Source organism: Streptomyces sp. NPDC016640 (assembly GCF_043076215.1).
Lineage (GTDB): Bacteria > Actinomycetota > Actinomycetes > Streptomycetales > Streptomycetaceae > Streptomyces.
On sequence record NZ_JBIBRG010000011.1, the window covers coordinates 256,075 to 274,814 of the forward strand.

General features: G+C 70.5%; 17 protein-coding genes, 1 tRNA gene and 3 pseudogenes. 8 read left to right on the top strand and 13 right to left on the bottom strand.

Going from position 1 to position 18,740, the window contains the following annotated elements; genetic code table 11:
- Positions 1 to 313: 313 nt before the first annotated feature.
- From ACF07S_RS23355 to ACF07S_RS23385, 7 genes are all read right to left on the bottom strand, one after another.
- Positions 314 to 1,351, bottom strand: coding sequence for a LuxR C-terminal-related transcriptional regulator (locus tag ACF07S_RS23355; protein ID WP_391963052.1), 1,038 nt, complete (start codon positions 1,349 to 1,351; stop codon positions 314 to 316).
- Between the two features lie 117 nt (positions 1,352 to 1,468).
- Positions 1,469 to 2,575: a sugar ABC transporter substrate-binding protein gene (locus tag ACF07S_RS23360; protein ID WP_391975003.1), complete on the bottom strand. Its 1,107-nt coding sequence runs from the start codon at positions 2,573 to 2,575 to the stop codon at positions 1,469 to 1,471.
- 274 nt (positions 2,576 to 2,849) lie between these two features.
- Entirely contained in the window at positions 2,850 to 3,299 is a 450-nt protein-coding gene (locus ACF07S_RS23365; protein ID WP_391962808.1) for a heat shock protein transcriptional repressor HspR, read from the bottom strand.
- A gap of 5 nt (positions 3,300 to 3,304) precedes the next feature.
- Positions 3,305 to 4,483, bottom strand: coding sequence for a molecular chaperone DnaJ (gene dnaJ / locus ACF07S_RS23370; RefSeq protein ID WP_391962807.1), 1,179 nt, complete (start codon positions 4,481 to 4,483; stop codon positions 3,305 to 3,307).
- 36 nt (positions 4,484 to 4,519) lie between these two features.
- Positions 4,520 to 5,191: a nucleotide exchange factor GrpE gene (gene grpE, locus ACF07S_RS23375; protein WP_391962806.1), complete on the bottom strand. Its 672-nt coding sequence runs from the start codon at positions 5,189 to 5,191 to the stop codon at positions 4,520 to 4,522.
- Complete coding sequence (gene dnaK, locus ACF07S_RS23380) at positions 5,188 to 7,032, bottom strand: molecular chaperone DnaK (RefSeq protein ID WP_391962805.1); 1,845 nt, start codon at positions 7,030 to 7,032, stop codon at positions 5,188 to 5,190. Before dnaK ends, grpE begins: the two co-directional genes overlap by 4 nt.
- Before the next feature lie 93 nt (positions 7,033 to 7,125).
- Positions 7,126 to 8,163, bottom strand: a complete 1,038-nt coding sequence (locus tag ACF07S_RS23385; RefSeq protein WP_391962804.1) for an undecaprenyl/decaprenyl-phosphate alpha-N-acetylglucosaminyl 1-phosphate transferase — start codon at positions 8,161 to 8,163, stop codon at positions 7,126 to 7,128.
- A 225-nt stretch (positions 8,164 to 8,388) separates the two neighbouring features.
- On the opposite strand from ACF07S_RS23385, the gene ACF07S_RS23390 reads away from it, so the two are divergent.
- The 4 genes and pseudogenes from ACF07S_RS23390 to ACF07S_RS23405 all read left to right on the top strand — a co-directional run bounded on the left by ACF07S_RS23390 (position 8,389) and on the right by ACF07S_RS23405 (position 12,813).
- On the top strand, positions 8,389 to 10,656 hold the full coding sequence (locus ACF07S_RS23390; RefSeq protein ID WP_391975004.1) for a (Fe-S)-binding protein: 2,268 nt from the start codon (positions 8,389 to 8,391) through the stop codon (positions 10,654 to 10,656).
- 100 nt (positions 10,657 to 10,756) lie between these two features.
- Positions 10,757 to 11,098, top strand: a complete 342-nt coding sequence (locus ACF07S_RS23395) for a hypothetical protein (protein ID WP_391962802.1) — start codon at positions 10,757 to 10,759, stop codon at positions 11,096 to 11,098.
- A 197-nt stretch (positions 11,099 to 11,295) separates the two neighbouring features.
- A pseudogene (locus ACF07S_RS23400) lies at positions 11,296 to 11,703 on the top strand (FG-GAP repeat protein); the annotation flags it as partial.
- 87 nt (positions 11,704 to 11,790) lie between these two features.
- Positions 11,791 to 12,813, top strand: coding sequence for a Yip1 family protein (locus ACF07S_RS23405; RefSeq protein WP_391975005.1), 1,023 nt, complete (start codon positions 11,791 to 11,793; stop codon positions 12,811 to 12,813).
- Between the two features lie 117 nt (positions 12,814 to 12,930).
- Here the strand turns inward: ACF07S_RS23405 and ACF07S_RS23410 are convergent, their stop codons facing one another.
- Complete coding sequence (locus tag ACF07S_RS23410; protein ID WP_391962800.1) at positions 12,931 to 13,293, bottom strand: helix-turn-helix transcriptional regulator; 363 nt, start codon at positions 13,291 to 13,293, stop codon at positions 12,931 to 12,933.
- Positions 13,294 to 13,499: 206 nt separating this feature from the next.
- Between ACF07S_RS23410 and ACF07S_RS23415 the strand changes: the two genes are divergently transcribed.
- Positions 13,500 to 13,802: an STAS domain-containing protein gene (locus tag ACF07S_RS23415; RefSeq protein WP_391962799.1), complete on the top strand. Its 303-nt coding sequence runs from the start codon at positions 13,500 to 13,502 to the stop codon at positions 13,800 to 13,802.
- A gap of 161 nt (positions 13,803 to 13,963) precedes the next feature.
- Here the strand turns inward: ACF07S_RS23415 and ACF07S_RS23420 are convergent, their stop codons facing one another.
- Both ACF07S_RS23420 and dcd read right to left on the bottom strand, forming a co-directional pair.
- Positions 13,964 to 14,473, bottom strand: coding sequence for a phosphoribosyltransferase (locus ACF07S_RS23420; protein WP_391975006.1), 510 nt, complete (start codon positions 14,471 to 14,473; stop codon positions 13,964 to 13,966).
- Entirely contained in the window at positions 14,470 to 15,045 is a 576-nt protein-coding gene (dcd, locus tag ACF07S_RS23425) for a dCTP deaminase (RefSeq protein WP_391962797.1), read from the bottom strand. The genes ACF07S_RS23420 and dcd overlap by 4 nt, the downstream gene beginning before the upstream one ends.
- A 523-nt stretch (positions 15,046 to 15,568) precedes the next feature.
- Here dcd and ACF07S_RS23430 point away from each other — a divergent pair.
- Positions 15,569 to 15,642, top strand: a tRNA-Gly gene (locus ACF07S_RS23430).
- A 79-nt stretch (positions 15,643 to 15,721) separates the two neighbouring features.
- On the opposite strand, the gene ACF07S_RS23435 is transcribed toward ACF07S_RS23430, so the two are convergent.
- The 3 genes and pseudogenes from ACF07S_RS23435 to repSA all read right to left on the bottom strand — a co-directional run.
- On the bottom strand, positions 15,722 to 16,888 hold the full coding sequence (locus ACF07S_RS23435) for a tyrosine-type recombinase/integrase (RefSeq protein ID WP_391975007.1): 1,167 nt from the start codon (positions 16,886 to 16,888) through the stop codon (positions 15,722 to 15,724).
- Positions 16,888 to 17,106 (bottom strand): excisionase family DNA-binding protein, encoded by a 219-nt coding sequence (locus ACF07S_RS23440; RefSeq protein ID WP_391975008.1) that lies wholly within the window; start codon positions 17,104 to 17,106, stop codon positions 16,888 to 16,890. Before ACF07S_RS23440 ends, ACF07S_RS23435 begins: the two co-directional genes overlap by 1 nt.
- Positions 17,100 to 17,723: pseudogene (repSA, locus tag ACF07S_RS23445) on the bottom strand (replication initiator protein RepSA); the annotation flags it as partial. The gene ACF07S_RS23440 and the pseudogene repSA, both read right to left, overlap by 7 nt.
- Here repSA and ACF07S_RS23450 point away from each other — a divergent pair.
- Positions 17,710 to 18,003: pseudogene (locus ACF07S_RS23450) on the top strand (NUDIX hydrolase); the annotation flags it as partial. The pseudogenes repSA and ACF07S_RS23450 overlap by 14 nt on opposite strands.
- Before the next feature lie 144 nt (positions 18,004 to 18,147).
- Positions 18,148 to 18,570, top strand: a complete 423-nt coding sequence (locus tag ACF07S_RS23455; RefSeq protein ID WP_391975009.1) for a hypothetical protein — start codon at positions 18,148 to 18,150, stop codon at positions 18,568 to 18,570.
- Positions 18,571 to 18,740 lie beyond the last annotated feature (170 nt).

Consider the following 18,740-nt stretch of genomic DNA (forward strand, 5'->3'; position numbering starts at 1 on the left):
CGCCCGGCGACGGCCTGAGGGCGCCGGGCGAGGGGGAGCCGGACCCGGTCGCCCGCGCCCCGCGACAGGGCCGCACAGCCGCCCCTGCGGCCTCCGGGGCGTCCCGCCCGGCCCGTCCCGGGCTGCCGCACCCCGCCCCGGACGATCGGACCGGCTGGAACCCGCCGCCCCGCACGCCGCCCGCACGTCGCTCCGCACCGGCCGCCGCGCTCCTCCGCCGGCCGGCTCGGCGTGCGCGTGCGGACCGCGCGGGTGCGCACCGCCGGGCCCGCCGCGACGCCGGGCGGCCGGAGCCGGGGCCCGCCCGGCCGTCTCACCGGACGTTCGGGGATCCCCGGTCCTCCATGACGGGGACCGGCGCGGGGCGGCGCGGGCCGTCCAGTCCGGCCTGCGCGATACGGACGCCCAGCTGGGTACGGCTGGCCGCGCCCAGCCGCTCCGACAGCCGGGCGATGTGCGCGCGGCAGGTGCGGACGCTGACCCCCAGCCGTTCCGCTATCACCGCGTCCTGGTGGCCCTCGGCCAGCAGCGCCGCGATGGACTGCTCCCGGTGCGAGATGCCCTCGATGCCGGTGTCGGGCAGCGGGGCGGCCAGCGGGACGGCGAGCCGCCACAGCCGCTCGAAGACCGTGCCCAGGTACCCCACCAGCGCCGGGTGCCGCAGCTCCAGCGCCATGGTCCGCTCGGCGTTGGCGGGGATGAAGGCCACCGTGCGGTCGAAGAGGATCAGCCGCTCGATCACCTCGTCCAGCGTGCGCGCCTCCACCGCGTCGCCCATCAGTTCCAGATAGGTGAGCAGTCCGTGCCCGTGCCGGGCCACGTGCGTGTAGAGGTCCCGCATCCGCACCCCGCGGCCGCGCAGCGCCATCGCCCGGTGCAGCCCCTCCGACAGCTCCGCCTCGCGCCGGATGCCGCCCGGCTGCACGGTGAGCACCTCGGTGGTGCACGTCTGCGTGGCCTCGTCCATCGCGGCCTGGATCCGGGCCAGTCCGTCCAGCACCCGGATCGCCGGACCCTCCGTCACCGAGGGCGCCGCGGGCACGGGACGGCCCAGACCGGCGTACCACTCGAAGGCCTCCACGGCCGAGCCGACCCGGCGCTGGCTCGCGCTGATCTCGTCGTACATCCCGCGCAGCAGCCGGGTCATGACCTCCTGCGGCGGGGTCGGCACCAGCCAGTCCATGTCGTCGGGGTCCGGGTGCAGCAGGGCCAGCTCCAGCAGGCAGGGCGCCGGCTCCGCGTCCCGGCGCGGCACGCGTCCGCGCCGTACGGCCCGGGAATACACGCGATCCCCGGTCTCGCACAGTCGGTCAGCACCGTGTGGGTGCTCGTCCGTCCCGTGCCCGGCCATCGCCCGTTCCACCCCCGGTTCAGCCACTTTCCGCAGCGCAACTATGCGCGGCCGGAACCGGCTGTGCAATACGGCTCCGCCCGGTGCCGGCGGGGTGGCCGAATAACGCCGGAGCGGTCAGACGAGGTCGAGCGCCGCGCAGGCCGCCCGGTACTTCGCGGTGCAGATGTCCGACACCTCGTAGATCCCGTCGGCGACGACGGTGTCCCCGATGTTCTCCTTGGTCAGCGCCACCACCGGCACCAGCTGCGCCGGGATGTCCTTGGTGGTGGGGCTGTCCACCCGCTCCCGGGTCAGCGCGTCGAACTGGATGTCCCGGCCCTGGACCTTCGCCACCGCCATCTCGGCGGCGCTCTCGGCCTCCTCCGGGTATGACTTGTACACGCTCATGTACTGCTCGCCGGCGAGGATCCGCTGCACCGCCGCGAGTTCCGCGTCCTGGCCGGTGATCGGGGGCAGCTCGGTCACGCCGGCGGCCTTCAGCGCCTCGACGATGCCGCCCGCCATGCCGTCGTTGGCGGAGTAGACCGCCTCGATGTTCTCCGCGCCGAGCGCGTTGATCGCCTCGGCCATGTTGGCCTCGGCGTTCTCCGGCTTCCAGTCCTTGGTGTCGAAGGACCGGGCGATCGTCACCTTGCCCTTGAACTCGGACATCGCGCCCGCCTTGAACTGCTTGGCGTTCGGGTCGGTCGGGGAGCCGTTCATCATCACGATCTTGTCGGTGATGCTGAGGTCCTCCCCGAGGGACTCCAGCAGGGAACGGCCCTGCACCTCGCCGACCAGCTCGTTGTCGAAGGAGATGTAGGCGTCGATCGGACCCTCGGCCAGCCGGTCGTAGGCGATGACCGGGATGCCCGCGTCCTTGGCCTTCTGCACGCCGTCCGCGATGGCGTGCGCGTCGACCGCGTCCAGCACGATGACGTCGACCCTGTCGTCGACCATCTGCTGCAGCTGGCTCGCCTGCTTCCCGGCGTCCGCGTCGGCGTTGGCGTAGTCGACCTTGCCCTTGTTGCCGGTGAGGGTCTGCACCTTCGCCTTGAAGATGGGGTAGTCGAACTGCTCGTACCGGGTGTTGGCCTTCTCCGGGAGCAGCAGACCGACGGTGATGTCGTCCCCCTTGGCCGGGCTCGCGTCGTCGCTGCTTCCCGTCGCGTTGAGCACGCCGCAGCCGGCGAGCATGACGGACACGGTGGTGGCGGCGACGGACATGGCGATACGGCGCATGCGAGGGCTCACTTCAGTGCGTTCCGGACGTGGGCACAGCTTTTCGGCCTACGTGACTGAAAAGCCAACGCTTCAGTCCCCACTGGCGTCAAGGCCAACCACTTAACGAGATGGACACGGCACGACGGGCTGAACTCGTGACGGACCTGCGGACATCAGGAGGGGGCCACCTGAACGCGCGGCCACACAATAATCACACATGTGTGCGCACAGACGGAGCGGGGCCCGGAGGTTCGGTGAACCTCCGGGCCCCGCGCGGTACTTCACACCACGACTAGTCCGCCTGCTGCCGCTTGGGTCTCCACACCACCAGCGCGCTGGTCTGCTGCACCTCCTGGTACGGGACCAGATCGCGCCGGTAGGAGGCGTGCACCGCGGCCTCGCGCTGCCGCATCGCGGCCGCCGCGCCGTCGAGGGCGTCCTCCAGTTCGGCCACGCGGGCCTGGAGGGCGGCGACCTGGTTCTCCAGTTCGATGATGCGCTTGATCCCGGCCAGGTTGATGCCCTCGTCCTGCGACAACTGCTGCACCTGACGGAGCAGTTCGATGTCACGGGCCGAGTAACGGCGCCCCCGGCCCGCCGTGCGGTCCGGGGACACGAGCCCCAGCCGGTCGTACTGACGCAGGGTCTGCGGGTGCAGGCCGGAGAGCTGGGCCGCCACCGAAATGACGTAGACCGGGGTCTCCTGGGTCAGTTCGTACGGATTGCGTCGACGGCCGTCCACTGAAATCAAGCTCCCTTCGCGGCCTGGAACAGATCCGCCCGCGGATCCTCGTCCGCGGTCGCCTCGCGATACGCCTCCAGCGCGTCACGAGCCTTCCCCGACAGGTCCTTGGGAACACTCACCTCCACGGTGACCAGCAGATCGCCGCGGGTGCCGTCCTTGCGGACCGCGCCCTTGCCCCGGGCGCGCATGGTGAGGCCGTTGGGCGTGCCCGGCGGCAGCTTCAGCGTGACCGGCGGACCGCCGAGCGTCGGGACCCGCACCTCGCCGCCGAGCGCCGCCTCGGGGTACGTGACCGGGACGGTGACGGTGAGGTTGTCGTCCTTGCGGCCGAACACCGGGTGGGTGCCGACGTGCACGACGACGTACAGATCGCCGGCCGGACCGCCGCGCTCGCCCGGCGCGCCCTTGCCGCGCAGCCGGATCCGCTGGCCGTCGCTCACCCCCGCGGGGATGCGCACCTGCATCGTCCGCGAGGACTTGGCCCGGCCGCTGCCCTTGCAGATGTCGCAGGGCTCCTCCGCGATCAGACCGCGGCCCTTGCAGTCGGGGCAGGGGTCGGTGAGCGAGAAGCCGCCACCGGAGCCCCGCGCCACCTGGCCGGTGCCGACGCAGGTCGGGCACACGCGCGGTGTGCCGTTCTTGTCGCCGGTGCCCGAACAGGCCTTGCACGCCGCCTGTGACGACATCCGCAGCGGGACGGTCGCGCCCTCGATCGCCTCGGTGAAGCTGAGCGTCACCTCGGACTCGATGTCCTGGCCGCGCCGGGGCTGGGTACGCGTGGTGCCGCCCGCGCCGCCGCGGTTGAACAGGCCCCCGAAGACGTCACCGAGGCCGCCGCCGAAGCCGCCGCCCGCCTGCCCGCCGGGCTGCCCCCCGAAGAGGTCGCCCAGGTCGAAGTTGAAGGAGCCGCCGCCCGCGCCGGGCCCCGGACGGAAGCCGCCGTTGCCGAAGAGCGCGCGCGCCTCGTCGTACTCCTTGCGCTTCTTGGGGTCGCCGAGGATGTCGTTCGCCTCGGAGATCTCCTTGAACCGCTCCTCCGCCTTGACGTTGCCCTTGTTGGCGTCCGGGTGGAACTCGCGGGCGAGCTTGCGGTACGCCTTCTTGATCTCGGCCTCGGTGGCGTCCTTGGGGACGCCGAGGACCTTGTAGTAGTCCTTCTCGATGAAGTCCTTGGTGCTCATCCCCGACGCCCCTCCTTCCCTGCGTGAGTGTCGACGTCAGCCCTCCTCCGGGCCACCGCTCTCCTTGGTCTCCGCCGGCTCGTCCTCGGCCTCGGTGCTCTCCTCGGCCGGCTTGACCGTCTGCGCGCCCGGCTGCGGCTCGGCGACGGCCACCCGCGCGGGGCGGATGGTGCGCTCGCCGATGCGGTACCCGGGCTGCAGGATCGCCACGCACGTCGTCTCGGTGACGTCCGGCGCGTAGCTGTGCATCAGGGCCTCGTGGATCGTCGGGTCGAAGGGCTCGCCCTCCTTGCCGAACTGCTGGAGGCCCATCTTGGCGATGATCGTTTCCAGGGATTCCGCGACGGACTTGAAGCCGCCGACCAGTTCGCCGTGCTCCCGTGCGCGGCCGACGTCGTCGAGCACGGGCAGCAGCTCGGTCAGGAGGTTCGCGACGGCGATCTCCTTGACCGCGATGCGGTCGCGCTCGACCCGGCGGCGGTAGTTCTGGAACTCGGCCTGGAGGCGCTGCAGGTCCGCCGTGCGCTCGCCGAGCGCCGTGCGGGCCTGGTCCAGCTGGGCCACCAGCGCCGCGTTCTGGCCCGCGTCCCCGGCCGGGGCCGCCCCCTCCTCCGCGGAGGGGGTGGGGGCGGCCTTCGGCTCGGTGTCGTCGGAGGGGACGTCGGGCTGCTGCGACTGCTCGTCGAAGCCCGGGGTCTCCTCGGTCACGCCGCACCGTCCTTACGGTCCTCGTCGACGATCTCGGCGTCGACGACGTCGTCGTCGGCCCTGGCCTCGCCGGCGTCCGCGGACGCGCCGCCGGCCGCCTGGGCGCCCTGGGCGTCGGCGTACATGGCCTGGCCCAGCTTCTGGGAGACGGCGGCGACCTTCTCCGTGGCGGTGCGGATCTCGGCGGTGTCCTCGCCCTTGAGCTTCTCCTTCAGCTCGGCGACGGCGGTCTCGACCTCGGTCCTGACCTCACCGGGGACCTTGTCCGTGTTGTCCGCGAGGAACTTCTCCGTCTGGTAGACGAGCTGCTCGCCCTGGTTGCGGGCCTCGGCGGCCTCGCGGCGGGCGTGGTCCTCCTCGGCGTACTTCTCGGCCTCCTGCCGCATCCGGTCGACCTCGTCCTTCGGCAGCGAGGAGCCGCCGGTGACGGTCATCTTCTGCTCCTTGCCGGTGCCGAGGTCCTTCGCCGTGACGTGCATGATGCCGTTGGCGTCGATGTCGAAGGAGACCTCGATCTGCGGGACGCCGCGCGGCGCCGGGGGCAGACCGGTCAGCTCGAACATGCCGAGCTTCTTGTTGTACGCCGCGATCTCGCGCTCGCCCTGGTAGACCTGGATCTGCACCGACGGCTGGTTGTCCTCGGCCGTGGTGAAGATCTCCGAGCGCTTGGTCGGGATCGTGGTGTTGCGCTCGATCAGCTTGGTCATGATGCCGCCCTTGGTCTCGATGCCGAGGGACAGCGGGGTGACGTCGAGCAGCAGGACGTCCTTGACCTCGCCCTTGAGGACACCGGCCTGGAGCGAGGCGCCGATGGCGACGACCTCGTCCGGGTTCACACCCTTGTTGGCCTCCTTGCCGCCGGTCAGCCCCTTGACGAGCTCGGCGACGGCGGGCATGCGGGTGGAACCGCCGACGAGGACGACGTGGTCGATCTCGTTGACGGAGATGCCGGCGTCCTTGATGACGTTGTGGAACGGCGTCTTGCAGCGCTCCAGCAGATCCGCGGTCAGCTGCTGGAACTGGGCGCGGGTCAGCTTCTCGTCGAGGTGCAGGGGGCCCTCGGCGGAGGCGGTGATGTAGGGGAGGTTGATCGAGGTCTCGGTGGACGAGGACAGCTCGATCTTCGCCTTCTCGGCGGCCTCGCGCAGACGCTGCAGCGCCATCTTGTCCTTGGACAGGTCCACGCCGTGCCCGGACTGGAACTGCTTGACCAGGTAGTCGACGACGCGCTGGTCCCAGTCGTCACCACCGAGGTGGTTGTCACCGTTGGTGGCCTTCACCTCGACGACACCGTCGCCGATCTCCAGCAGGGAGACGTCGAAGGTACCGCCACCGAGGTCGAAGACGAGGATGGTCTGGTCGTCCTTGTCGAGGCCGTACGCCAGGGCGGCGGCCGTCGGCTCGTTGACGATGCGCAGCACGTTCAGACCGGCGATCTCGCCGGCCTCCTTGGTCGCCTGGCGCTCGGCGTCGTTGAAGTACGCCGGGACGGTGATGACCGCGTCGGTCACCTTCTCGCCCAGGTAGGCCTCGGCGTCGCGCTTCAGCTTCTGCAGCACGAAGGCGCTGATCTGCTGCGGGTTGAAGGGCTTCCCGTCGAGCTCGATCTTCCAGTCGGTGCCCATGTGACGCTTGACCGACCGGATGGTCCTGTCGACGTTGGTCACGGCCTGGCGCTTGGCCACCTCGCCGACCAGCACCTCACCGTTCTTGGCGAAGGCGACGACGGAAGGCGTGGTCCTGGCGCCCTCGGCGTTGGTGATGACGGTGGGCTCGCCGCCCTCCAGAACGCTGACGACGGAGTTAGTCGTGCCCAGGTCGATGCCGACCGCACGTGCCATGTCGATTCCTCCAGCTGACTTGAGTGGAACGGACTCAAGCATGCATGACGCCCGGCGCAGGGTCAACAGAGCTGAGTCGATCGGACTCAACTCTTATCCGCCCCTTATGCGCAAGTGCTCGGTGACCTGCGTCGATGCAGTGGAAGATCGTTGACGAGGGCGAAAAACAGGGGTGGTGGGAAGACGTACCAACGCGAGGACGACCATCACGGCCACCGCCGCCACCCACAGCACCGCGTCCCCGGACGCCCGCCCGGTGTGGACGCACACGCCCACCAGCACCCCGCCGAGCGCCCCGGTGCCGATCAGCACGGCCACCGCGCGGGGAGCGAGGCCGAGCCGCCGCATCCGGTGCCCGAGGTGGTCCGGCCGCCCGCGCGTCAGGGGGAACCGGGCCAGCCGCCGCGCGAGGACCACCATCACGGCGTCGGTGCACGCCACGGCGGTCAGCGCGAACAGCACCCCGGCACCGGTGCCCATTCCCTGCCCGGCCCGGGTGAACACGGCCGCCGAGGCGATCAGGAACCCCGTGAACAGCGAGCCGCCCGCCCCGAGGGCCGCCCGCGCGGGATGCCAGTTGTGCAGCAGGAACCCGGCGAGCGCGGCGGCCAGCACGCTCAGCAGCGCCGCGATCCCGTCCATCAGCTCGGCCGCCGCGCAGGCCGCCACCCCGAAGGCGGTCACCGTCCCCACGGCGCCGGCCACCCCGTCGGCGTGGTCGAGCCCCCGGAAAGCGGCGGCGACCGCCGCGATCCACCCCGCGGCGAGCAGCCCGCCCGGCCCCCCGGTCGCCTCGTAGGGCACGACGAGCACCGCCGCCACCGTCGTACCGGCGAGCGGGACCCACCACCGCAGCCGCCAGGCGTCGACGGCGAGGCCCAGCACGCCGACACAGGCCCCGGCGGTGAGCAGCGCCCCCACACCGGTACCGAGGGACACCAGGCCCAGCGCGTCCCCGCCGCCCGCGATCAGCCCGGTCACCGACATCACGGCCGCTCCCCCGGACAGCGGAACGGGACGCCGGCGCCTGCGGTCCAGCAGGCCCAGGCGCCGGGCGGGGGCCCGCAGCAGCGCGGTCAGGAGGGCGGCGAGGAGCAGGGCGGCGACGGTGGCGGCGATCCCATAGAGCACGAGATATAAGTTAGGTGCGTATGTGCCGATTGGACGTGAATAACACGATCTGATCTCGGGTGCCACTTCAGGCAACCCTCAGCGACTCAGATCACCCCGCACCCGGCTACAGTGCGGCTGGAGATGGGGGTAGTCTCAGACGGACCACATAAGTTACCGCTTAGTAATCTGGGGAAGCCGTAGTGGCACCCCCGACGAAACCCCTCGCAGGCCCGAGGAGCCCCCATGCAACTCGCCGCGATCATCGTGTCGCTGGTCCTGACCGTGGTCGGCGTCGCGCTGCTCGCACGCGCGATCGGCCAGTTCGTCCGGTACTTCAAGCTGGGCCAGCCGGTCCCGGCCGGGACCCGGACCGACAACCCCTACCAGCGCAGTGTGACCCTGGTGCGCGAGTTCCTCGGCCACACGCGCATGAACCGCTGGGGCATCGTCGGCTTCGCCCACTGGTTCGTGGCCGTCGGCTTCCTGACCCTGCCGCCGACCCTCGCCCAGGCCTACGGCCAGCTCTTCGAGGCGGACTGGGTACTGCCGGTCGTCGGCGGCTTCCTGCCGTTCGAGCTGTACATCGAGTTCATCGGCCTGATGACCATCCTCGGCATCGCCGTCCTGATGGTGATCCGCCTGCTCAGCCTGCCCTCCCGGGCCGGCCGCAAGTCCCGCTTCGCGGGCTCCACCGCCTGGCAGGCGTACTTCGTCGAGTACGTCATCCTCACCATCGGCCTCGCGATCTACGTGCTGCGCGGCCTGGAGGGCGCACTGCACCACGTGGACCACTACGAGGCGGCGTACTTCGCCTCCTACCCGCTGGTCCTGGCGTTCGAGGGCCTGTCGGTCGGCGTGCTGCAGAACCTGGTCTACCTGGTCGCGATGATCAAGATCGGCACCTCGTTCATCTGGATGATCACGGTGTCGCTCAACATCGACATGGGTGTGGCCTGGCACCGCTTCCTGGCCTTCCCCAACATCTGGTTCAAGCGCAACGCGGACGGCTCCACCGCACTCGGCGCCCTGCAGCCCATGACGTCGGGCGGCAGGCCGATCGACTTCACCGACCCCGGTGACGACGACGTCTTCGGCGTCTCCCAGGTCGAGCAGTTCTCCTGGAAGGGCCTGCTGGACTTCTCCACCTGCACCGAGTGCGGCCGCTGCCAGTCGCAGTGCCCCGCCTGGAACACCGGCAAGCCGCTCTCCCCCAAGCTCCTGATCATGTCGCTGCGCGACCACGCGCACGCCAAGGCCCCCTACCTGCTGGCCGGCGGCGGCAAGACCATGGAGGGCGAGGAGAAGGCGAGCGAGGAGCAGCTGGCGGGCGTGCCCGCGGCGGCGCTGGCCGAGGCCGGGCGCCCGCTGATCGGCACCGCCGAGGAGAACGGCGTCATCGACCCGGACGTGCTGTGGTCCTGCACCACCTGCGGCGCCTGCGTCGAGCAGTGCCCGGTCGACATCGAGCACGTCGACCACATCGTCGACATGCGCCGCTACCAGGTGATGATCGAGTCCGCGTTCCCGTCCGAGGCGGGCACGATGCTCAAGAACCTGGAGAAGAAGGGCAACCCCTGGGGCCTGGCCAAGAAGCAGCGCCTGGAGTGGACCAAGGAGGTCGACTTCGAGGTCCCGGTCGTCGGCAGGGACATCGAGGACCTCTCCGAGGTCGAGTACCTGTACTGGGTCGGCTGCGCCGGCGCCCTGGAGGACCGCGCCAAGAAGACCACCAAGGCCTTCGCCGAGCTGCTGCACATCGCGGGCGTCACGTTCGCCATCATGGGCGGCGACGAGAAGTGCACCGGTGACTCCGCCCGCCGCCTCGGCAACGAGCCGCTGTTCCAGGAACTCGGCATGGAGAACGTCGCGGCGCTGAACATGGCGTTCGGCGAGGACGACGAGGACGAGTCGACCAGGAAGCCCAAGACGGCCAAGAAGATCGTCGCCACCTGCCCGCACTGCCTCAACACCCTCGGCAACGAGTACCCGCAGCTCGGCGGCGACTACGAGGTCATCCACCACACCCAGCTGCTCCAGCACCTGGTCGACGAGGGCAGGCTGATCCCGGTCACCCCGGTCGAGGGCCTCATCACCTACCACGACCCGTGCTACCTGGGCCGCCACAACAAGATCTACACGCCCCCGCGCGAGATCATCGGCAAGGTCCCTGGCCTGCGCAACGAGGAGATGCACCGCCACAAGGAGCGCGGCTTCTGCTGCGGCGCCGGCGGCGCCCGGATGTGGATGGAGGAGCGGATCGGCAAGCGCATCAACAACGAGCGCGTCGACGAGGCCCTGGCGTTGAACCCGGACATCGTCTCCACCGCCTGCCCGTTCTGCCTGGTCATGCTGACCGACTCGGTCAACGGCAAGAAGAACGAGGGCAAGGCCAAGGAGTCCGTCCAGGTCGTCGACGTCGCCCAGTTGCTGCTGCAGTCCGTCAAGACCCCGCTCGACCCGGCGGGCGAGGCGGAGAGCGAGAACGCTCCGGAACCCGAGCCGGTGAAGTAACACCACCCGGTGCGCGAGGGGCCGTCCGACAGGGCGGCCCCTCCGCCGTGTTCCCGCAGGGAACGGCTACGGCGACCTGGCGGTCGGCGTCCCCGGCGAGGTGACCGGGCCGAACCCGTTCCGCACGGGCGCGGCCAACGTGCTGCGCGACGGTTCCGGCGGCCCCACCGGCAAGGGCGCCCGCCGGTACGACTACGGCACCGCCGGCGTCGGGGGCGACCCCGCCGAGGAGGACGGCGCCTGGCTCGGCACCTCGGTCCCGATGCCGGGCTTCGGCCACGACGGCCGCGCCGAACTCGTCGCCACGGCCCACGAAGCCGGACGCCCGCACCTGCTGCCCGGCACCTCCCCCGGCCCCTCCGGCTCCGGTCCGTTCCCGCTCACGCCCACGCGACTGGGCCTGGGTACACGGCCGTTCCTCCCGGGACAGCCGGCCGACTGAGCGCGGCGGCCGCCGGCCGCCCCCTGCCCCGCGACTTCCTCGAACTCACGTACAACCCTCCCGCCCCGCCGCGGGTCTCATGATCGCCGACCGTCCGGTGAACCACGGCACAACTCCCGGTGAACCCGGACGGCCCGGCATCTCATCGACTCCGGATGCCCGCCGGGCATCCCCTCGCATGCCGCAGGAGATCCCGCATGCACCGACAGCTGCGACCCGCCCTCGCGACGGCCACCGCCGCCGCGCTGACGGGTGGTCTGCTCGTCACCGCGCCCGCCACGGCCGCCGACTCCACGCACGTCCCCCAGGCCGACTTCAACGGCGACGGCCGGGGCGACATCGCCTCCTCGGTCACGGGCGCCCACGTCTCCGGCAGGGCCCGGGCCGGACAGTTCGTCGTCCTGTACGGCACGTCCACCGGCGTGTCCTCCGCCCGGCGCCACACCCTCAGCCAGAACAGCGGCGGCGTCCCGGGCACCGCCGAGACCGACGACTCCTTCGGCTACGACCACGCCTGCGCCGACTTCAACGGCGACGGCTACGACGACGTCGCCGTCTCCGCCCCCTACGAGGACGCGGCCGGCGACAAGGACGGCGGCACCCTCGGCCGACGCGGTCTCCGTCCTGCGGAGGACCGGCCCGCCCCCGGCCCCTACGCCGGACGGACGACCGGGCTGACGTCCCCTTAGGGGATGTCACAGCTCGGCCGCAATGCCGGGCCCGGAAGCCGGGGCCCGGCACGCGGCCGTCCGGGACCAGGTACGTTCGAGGACGTGGCTGGATTCAGGATCGGACGAGGCCGGAACAACAACGGCGCTCCTCACGCGCGACCGCAACACCCCCCGCACGGGCAGCAGACGCCGCAGGGGCCGTCATACGGCTACCCGCAGGCGCCGCAGCCGTACCCGCAACAGCCGTCGTACGGCGGCGGCGGTGGCGGTGGCGGTGGCGGTGGCCCATGGCCGCACACGAACGGCGGCCCGGGCGGTCACGGCGAGCCCGAGTACTTCGGCGACGGCGCGTACCCTCCCGGCACCCACGGTGCCCAGGGCCCGCACGACCCGTACGCGGCCAACAACCCGGGCCATACCCAGGCCTTCTCCATCGGCGAGGACCCCTACCACCAGGGCGACACCTACCGGGCCGGCGCGGCCCCGCCGGCCGGCCCGGCCGGCCCCCGCCTGCGCTGGAAGGACCTGCTCAAGGGCATCGTCCTGTCCCCCTCCCCGACGTTCCTGCGGATGCGCGACCACACGATGTGGGGCCCCGCCCTCGTCGTCACCTTCCTCTACGGCCTGCTCGCCGTCTTCGGCTTCGACACCGCCCGCGAGGACGCGATCGGCGCCACCCTGGCGAACGCCGTCCCGATCGTCCTGATGACGGCCGTGGCGATGGTGCTCAGCTCCTTCGTCCTCGGCGTGGTCACCCACACCCTCGCCCGTCAGCTCGGCGGCGACGGCGCCTGGCAGCCCACGGTCGGCCTCTCCATGCTGATCATGTCCATCACGGACGCCCCCCGCCTGGTCGTCGCCATGTTCGCCGGCGGCGACGCCTCCTTCGTGCAGATCCTCGGCTGGGTCACCTGGGTGGCGGCCGGCGCCCTGCTCACCGTGATGGTCAGCCGCTCCCACGACCTGCCCTGGCCGAAGGCCCTGGGCGCGTCCGCGATCCAGCTGATCGCCCTGCTGTCGATCGTCAAACTGGGCACGTTCTGACCTCACGGCCGCACGGAGGAGGGGGCTCCCGGACCGGTCCGGGAGCCCCCTTCCCCTTGCCCGCCGCGCACCCGCGCGTGCCGGACCCGTGCACCATGCCCGGCACCCCGCGCGCCGCTACCTCACGTCGGTGGCGGCCATCAGGCGCGACGACTGCACGAGCGGCTCCCGGGCACGGTCGGTCTCGTCCTGCACGAGCAGGGAGAGCAGGGCGGCCACGGAGAGGCCGGCCTCCGCCGGGTGGCGCAGCACCTTGTCCGGCTCGATGCGATACGTGTTCGTGCGTCCGTCACGGGTGTGGGAGAGGTAGCCGTCCTGTTCGAGATCGGAGATGATCCGCTGGACGGCACGCTCCGTGAGCCGACAGCGGGCGGCGATGTCACGGATCCGGACGTTCGGGTTGTCGGCGATGGCCGCCAGTACGCGCGCGTGGTTGGTGACGAACGTCCATCCGATGTGAGATTCAGGCACTCCAACCATGCTCCGCATTTTAACGGACCACCGTTGCCTGAACCCAGATACCTGACATACTTTTCACGTAACAACCGACGTGATCCCACCGGGAGAACCACAGGAGGGACCCGAGGGTGTCTTTGCACGAGATCGTCACGCCCGGACGCGTGAGCGACACCGACGCGGCACGGGCGCTTGACGAGGCCGACGCGCACGCTGTGGAAGGGGCTACGGTGACGCAGTACGAATGGCGCGACGCCGCGGTCGTCGCCGCGCACGGCTCCTACGACATGCAGTCGGTCAAGCCCCTCGCGGAGGCGCTGAACACCGCGGCCAGGAACCACCGGAAGGTGATCCTGGACGCCTCCGGCATCAGCTTCGCGGACTCGGCGCTGCTGAATCTGCTGATCCTCACCCACCAGTCGGCCCCCCTGCGCGTGGCCGCGCCGACACGACAGCTGCGGCGGCTCCTGGAGCTCACCGGAATGGATGCCGTCCTGGACGTCCGGCCGACGGTGGAGGACGCCGCCGCCTAGAGGACCTGCCGCGGACCGCCCGCCGACACGAGAACCCCCCCCGGTGATCACCGGGGGGGTTCTCGTGCGTCCTACGTCCTTCGTCCTTCCCCAGGCCCCCAGGCCCCCAGGCCCCCAGGCCCCCGGGACCCCGGGGAAGGCCGAAGGGACCTCCACACCCGTCAGAGTGCTTCCCTGTTCGGCCGGACCGCTTCCCCCGACCTGCGCACCGGAGGCAGGACGCTCCACGGGAAGTTGATCCACGCGTCGGTCCGCTTCCACACGTACTCGCACTTCACCAGCGACTGCGTCTTCTCGTAGATGACGGCGCTGCGCACCTCGGCGACGGCGTCGAGGCAGAAGTCGCGGACGAGCTTGAGCGTCTTGCCGGTGTCGGCGACGTCGTCCGCGATCAGCACCTTCTTGTCGGTGAAGTCGATGACGTCGGGCACCGGCGCCAGCATGACCGGCATCTCGAGCGTGGTCCCCACCCCGGTGTAGAACTCGACGTTCACCAGGTGGATGTTCTTGCAGTCGAGGGCGTAGGCGAGCCCGCCGGCAACGAAGACGCCGCCGCGCGCGATGCTCAGCACCACGTCGGGCTCGTACCCGTCGTCGGCGACGGCCTGGGCGAGCTCGCGCACGGCCATCCCGAACTGCTCGTAACCGAGGTTCTCCCGCACCCCGCTCACACCTGCGTCCGGTGGAAGTTGAGGAAGGAGCGCGAGGCGGTGGGCCCCCGCTGCCCCTGATACCGCGACCCGTACCGCTCGCTCCCGTACGGGTGCTCGGCCGGCGAGGAGAGCCGGAACATGCACAGCTGCCCGATCTTCATCCCGGGCCACAGCTTGATCGGCAGCGTCGCCAGATTGCTGAGCTCCAGGGTCACGTGCCCGGAGAACCCGGGGTCGATGAACCCGGCGGTGGAGTGGGTGACGAGCCCGAGCCGTCCCAGCGAGCTCTTGCCCTCGAGCCGTGAGGCGAGATCGTCGGGCAGCGTGATGACCTCGTACGTGCTGGCCAGCACGAACTCACCCGGATGCAGAATGAACGGTTCGTCGCCCTCCGGCTCCACGAGCCGGGTCAGATCCGCCTGCTCGACGGACGGGTCGATGTGCGGGTAACGGTGGTTCTCGAACACCCGGAAGAAGCGGTCGAGGCGTACGTCGATGCTGGACGGCTGCACCATGGAGGTGTCGTAGGGATCGATCCGCACCCGTCCGGCGTCGATCTCGGCCCGGATGTCCTTGTCTGAGAGAAGCACGCCCCGAGGATACGCAAGGCGCGCGGACCGGCCACAATCGCGCCGCTCCACGCGCCCACGCCCTCTGTCCCTCTTCCGCTCCCCCGTGCCCCTCGCTACCGCTTCTGAAGGGTCACCGGTACGACACTGCGAAGCCGCGCACAGCGCGGACACCGCACGAGCCGACCGGGGCCGAGCCGCCCGGCCTGCTGCATCGGGAACGAGGCGGCGGTGAACACGTGCCCATCGGCACAGCGGACGACGGTGTGATCCATCAAGTCCAAGAGTCCCTTCCCCAGGAGCCGCGTCTGGCTGACTGGCCTGACGACAAAAGCCACATTACGGGATCAGAGGAACGCCTCTCCAGGCGGCACCCCGGCACCCGCCCGACCCCCTCACCGTACGCCCCAACTTCCTCCCGCCGCAGCCGCATCCACCCCCTGAAACGCCGTCAGACCCCTCGGGCGCGAACACCGGGGGCCTGGCATGGGGTAGAGTGAACGGGCATCCGGACACCGCCGATGACGCGGGGCCTGGATCTTACGCGGGTGTAGTTTAATGGTAGAACATCAGCTTCCCAAGCTGAGAGCGCGAGTTCGATTCTCGTCACCCGCTCCACGCAAAACCCCCAGGTCAGTGACCCGGGGGTTCTTTGTTGTCCAGACCGGTGAGCGGGTGCCGCACCACAACCGCACCATTAGCTCGCCGACGGCTCTTCCCTGTGGTGCGCACGATCGTCGGTGTGGTGCTTCGCACGTTCGGTGCGCACGAGGTCGTCCAGTCCGGCGGCGACCTCCCGTTGCCGGTCCTCGTCGGAGTGCTGATAGATCAGCGCCGCCTTCTCGGAGGACTGGCCGGCGCGCACCATCGTGTCCCGGAGGGTGGCGCCCGAGCGGGTCGACAGGGTGTGTCCGGTGTGGCGGAGGTCGTAGAAGCGGAAGCCGTCCGGGAGACCGGCGGCTTCACGGGCCCGCCGCCACTTCCGCCCGAAGGTCGTACGCCGGAAGGCCGCGCCCTTCTCCCCCACGAAGACCAACCCGTCCGTGCCCTTCTCGGCGAACCAGTCGAGGTGCCGCTTCACCTCCTTCCGAAGGAAGGGCGGGAGGACGACCACGCGAGCACCCGCGTCGGACTTGGTCGGCCCGGGGGCCCGCCTGCCGTTGGTCCGCTCCGGCTCGGCGACCCGCACGCGGATCGCGAGGTTGTCGACGTCGACGTCCCGACGGCGGAGGCCGGCCAGTTCCTCCGGCCGCATCGGACCGTAGGCGCCGAGGTAGACCATGAGCCGCCAGCGGATGCCGATGGCGTCGGCGAGCGCGTCGACCTGGGCGACGGTGGCGATGCGCCGTTCCGCCGCCGACTCCTTGCCCGCCCCCTTGATCCGGCACGGGTTGCGCGTGATCAGGTCGTCGTCGACGGCCGTCTCGAGGATGCCCTTGAGGAGGCGGTACGCCTTGGCGACGGTGGTCTTGGCCTTGGTGGCGCGGAGCCGTTCGGCGCGCCACTCACGCACGCGCGGAGCGGTGATCTCGTCCAGGTCGAGCCCGCCGAACGCCGGGAGGATGTGCAGGCGGAGCAGGTGCCGGTACAGATCCTCGGTCCGGACGGCCAGCTCCCGTTCCTCGACCCACTTCTCGGCGTAGACGCCGAAGTTGACGGCCCCGGCATCAGGAGCGCGCCAGTCCCCGCGGCTGAGGTCCGCCTCGACCTGGGACAGCCAGATCTCGGCGTCCTTCCTGGTCGCGAAGGTCTCGTCCGCACGGATGCGCTCACCGTCGGGCCCGAGGTACGAAGCCGTCCACCGGCCGGACCGGTACTGCCGCACCGCACCGAAGCGCCGGCGCCTGCCCCTCTTGTTGGCCATCAGGCAGCCCTCCGCAGTCCGGAGCGACGGAGCCTCACCGGTTCCACCGTGCGGGCGTCCACGTACGCCTTTACGGCGCTCTCAGGGATGCGGACGTGTCGGCCGACCTTCACGAAGGTGATGCGGCGTTCCTCGATGAGGCGGCGGGGGAAGCGGGCGCCCGTACCGAGACGCTCGGCGACCTGGTCCACGGTGAGGAGGCGGTCCACGGTCACCACTCCTTCTCGTCGGCGGACAGCGCGGCCAGAGCCTCGCGGGCGGTCTCGCGGTTGAGCCGGATGTCCCGGGCGATGGTGGCGGCCAGAGCGGACTCACCCGGAGTGTGGCCGTGTCCGGCGTACTGCCAGTCCGCCAGGACGAGGACGGTCTCCGGCTCACGGTCGTCCAGGCCGAGGGCCCCGGCGTCCTGTGCGGCGCGGTAGTCGGCGCGTGCCCGGCGGAGGGCGCCGAGGGTGGTGGAGTAGTGGCGGGACTTCGAGGAGAAGTGGCCGCGGAAGCCGAGCATGTGCGCCCAGGCCCAGAGGCGGCGGTCCGGGTACAGGCCGTCCAGGTCGCGGCATGCGGTGATGAGCCGTCGGGTGTGGTCCGGGACCCGGTGACGGTCGAGTTCGGCGAGTTCCCCGATGCGGCGGTCGAGGGTGCCGGTGTTCTCGGCAGCCTTGGTGGAGTACTTGGCGACGTACGAGGCGACGGCCTGTTCGGTGATGTCGGAGCCGTCCCCAAAAGCTTTCACCGGCCGGACGTCGAGCTGTGTTCCCCAGCGGAACGAGCGTGCCGGTTGGTCCCCGGCGGCCGGAATCGAGACCGACGTGTAGGAGTGCGCCGCAGTAGCCCGCGAGGTCCTGGAGGAGACCGGCATCCACGTCAAGGTGGACGAACTCACCGGCGTCTACAAGAACACGACCCGCGGCATCGTGGCCCTGGTCTTCCGCTGCAAGCCCTCCGGCGGCACCGAGCGCACATCGAGCGAGTCGACAGCCGTTTCCTGGCTTACACCCGACGAGGTCAGCGAGCGCATGGCCGAGGTCTACGCGATCAGACTCTTGGACGCCTTGGACGGCAACGGCCCCCACGTACGGAGCCACGACGGCAAGCAGCTCATCCCCGCGGGATAAGACTTTCCCTACTTCATCCAGGCCCGCGCACGGCGCGGGCGCGCGCCGCCTTGTCGGCGGGGCCACCGCCCTGTCTTCGCCAGCGGCGGCCCCGCCCAGCGGCGCGCTGCGTGCAGCGGGCAGGGACGAAAAACGATCTACCGCATGCCCAGCGAGCAAGTCAGGATGGCCCCTATGGGGGAATCCACCGTGCGCACAGCGTTCCGTCTGACGTTCACCGACTACCACCAGGACCCGAACGACAGCGACGTCCTACGGCGAGCAGTGACCATCCAGGCCGACCGGATCACGTTCAACGACGACCACCTGAACCTCTGGCTCACAGGCATCCGCGTCGGAGAGTTCCCCCTCGACATCATCGAGTCCGTCTGTCCCGCGGGTGATGCCGGCAGAAGGCGTGAGACGCCGGAAGAACTACGGGCTCGCTTTCCGAGGATGGGCCACCCTTGGTCACCAGAGGACGACGCCCGCCTCCTTGCGCTCTACCAGCAGGACGAACGAGACTTCGACACCCTCGGGAAGCAGTTCGGCCGAAAGCCCAGCGCCATCCGGTCACGGCTGGCCTAGCTCGGTCTCGACAGCATCGCCTGACAATGCCGAGGTTCAGACGTCTGCGGCTGGGGCGGTCGGCTCCACGGCTTTACGAGTTGGTGCGTGATAGTGGGTGAGGCGTGTTTGGCCTGATCGTGGCCTGTAGTCAGGCGGTGATGGTGCGGTCGGAGACGAGGCTGGCGATG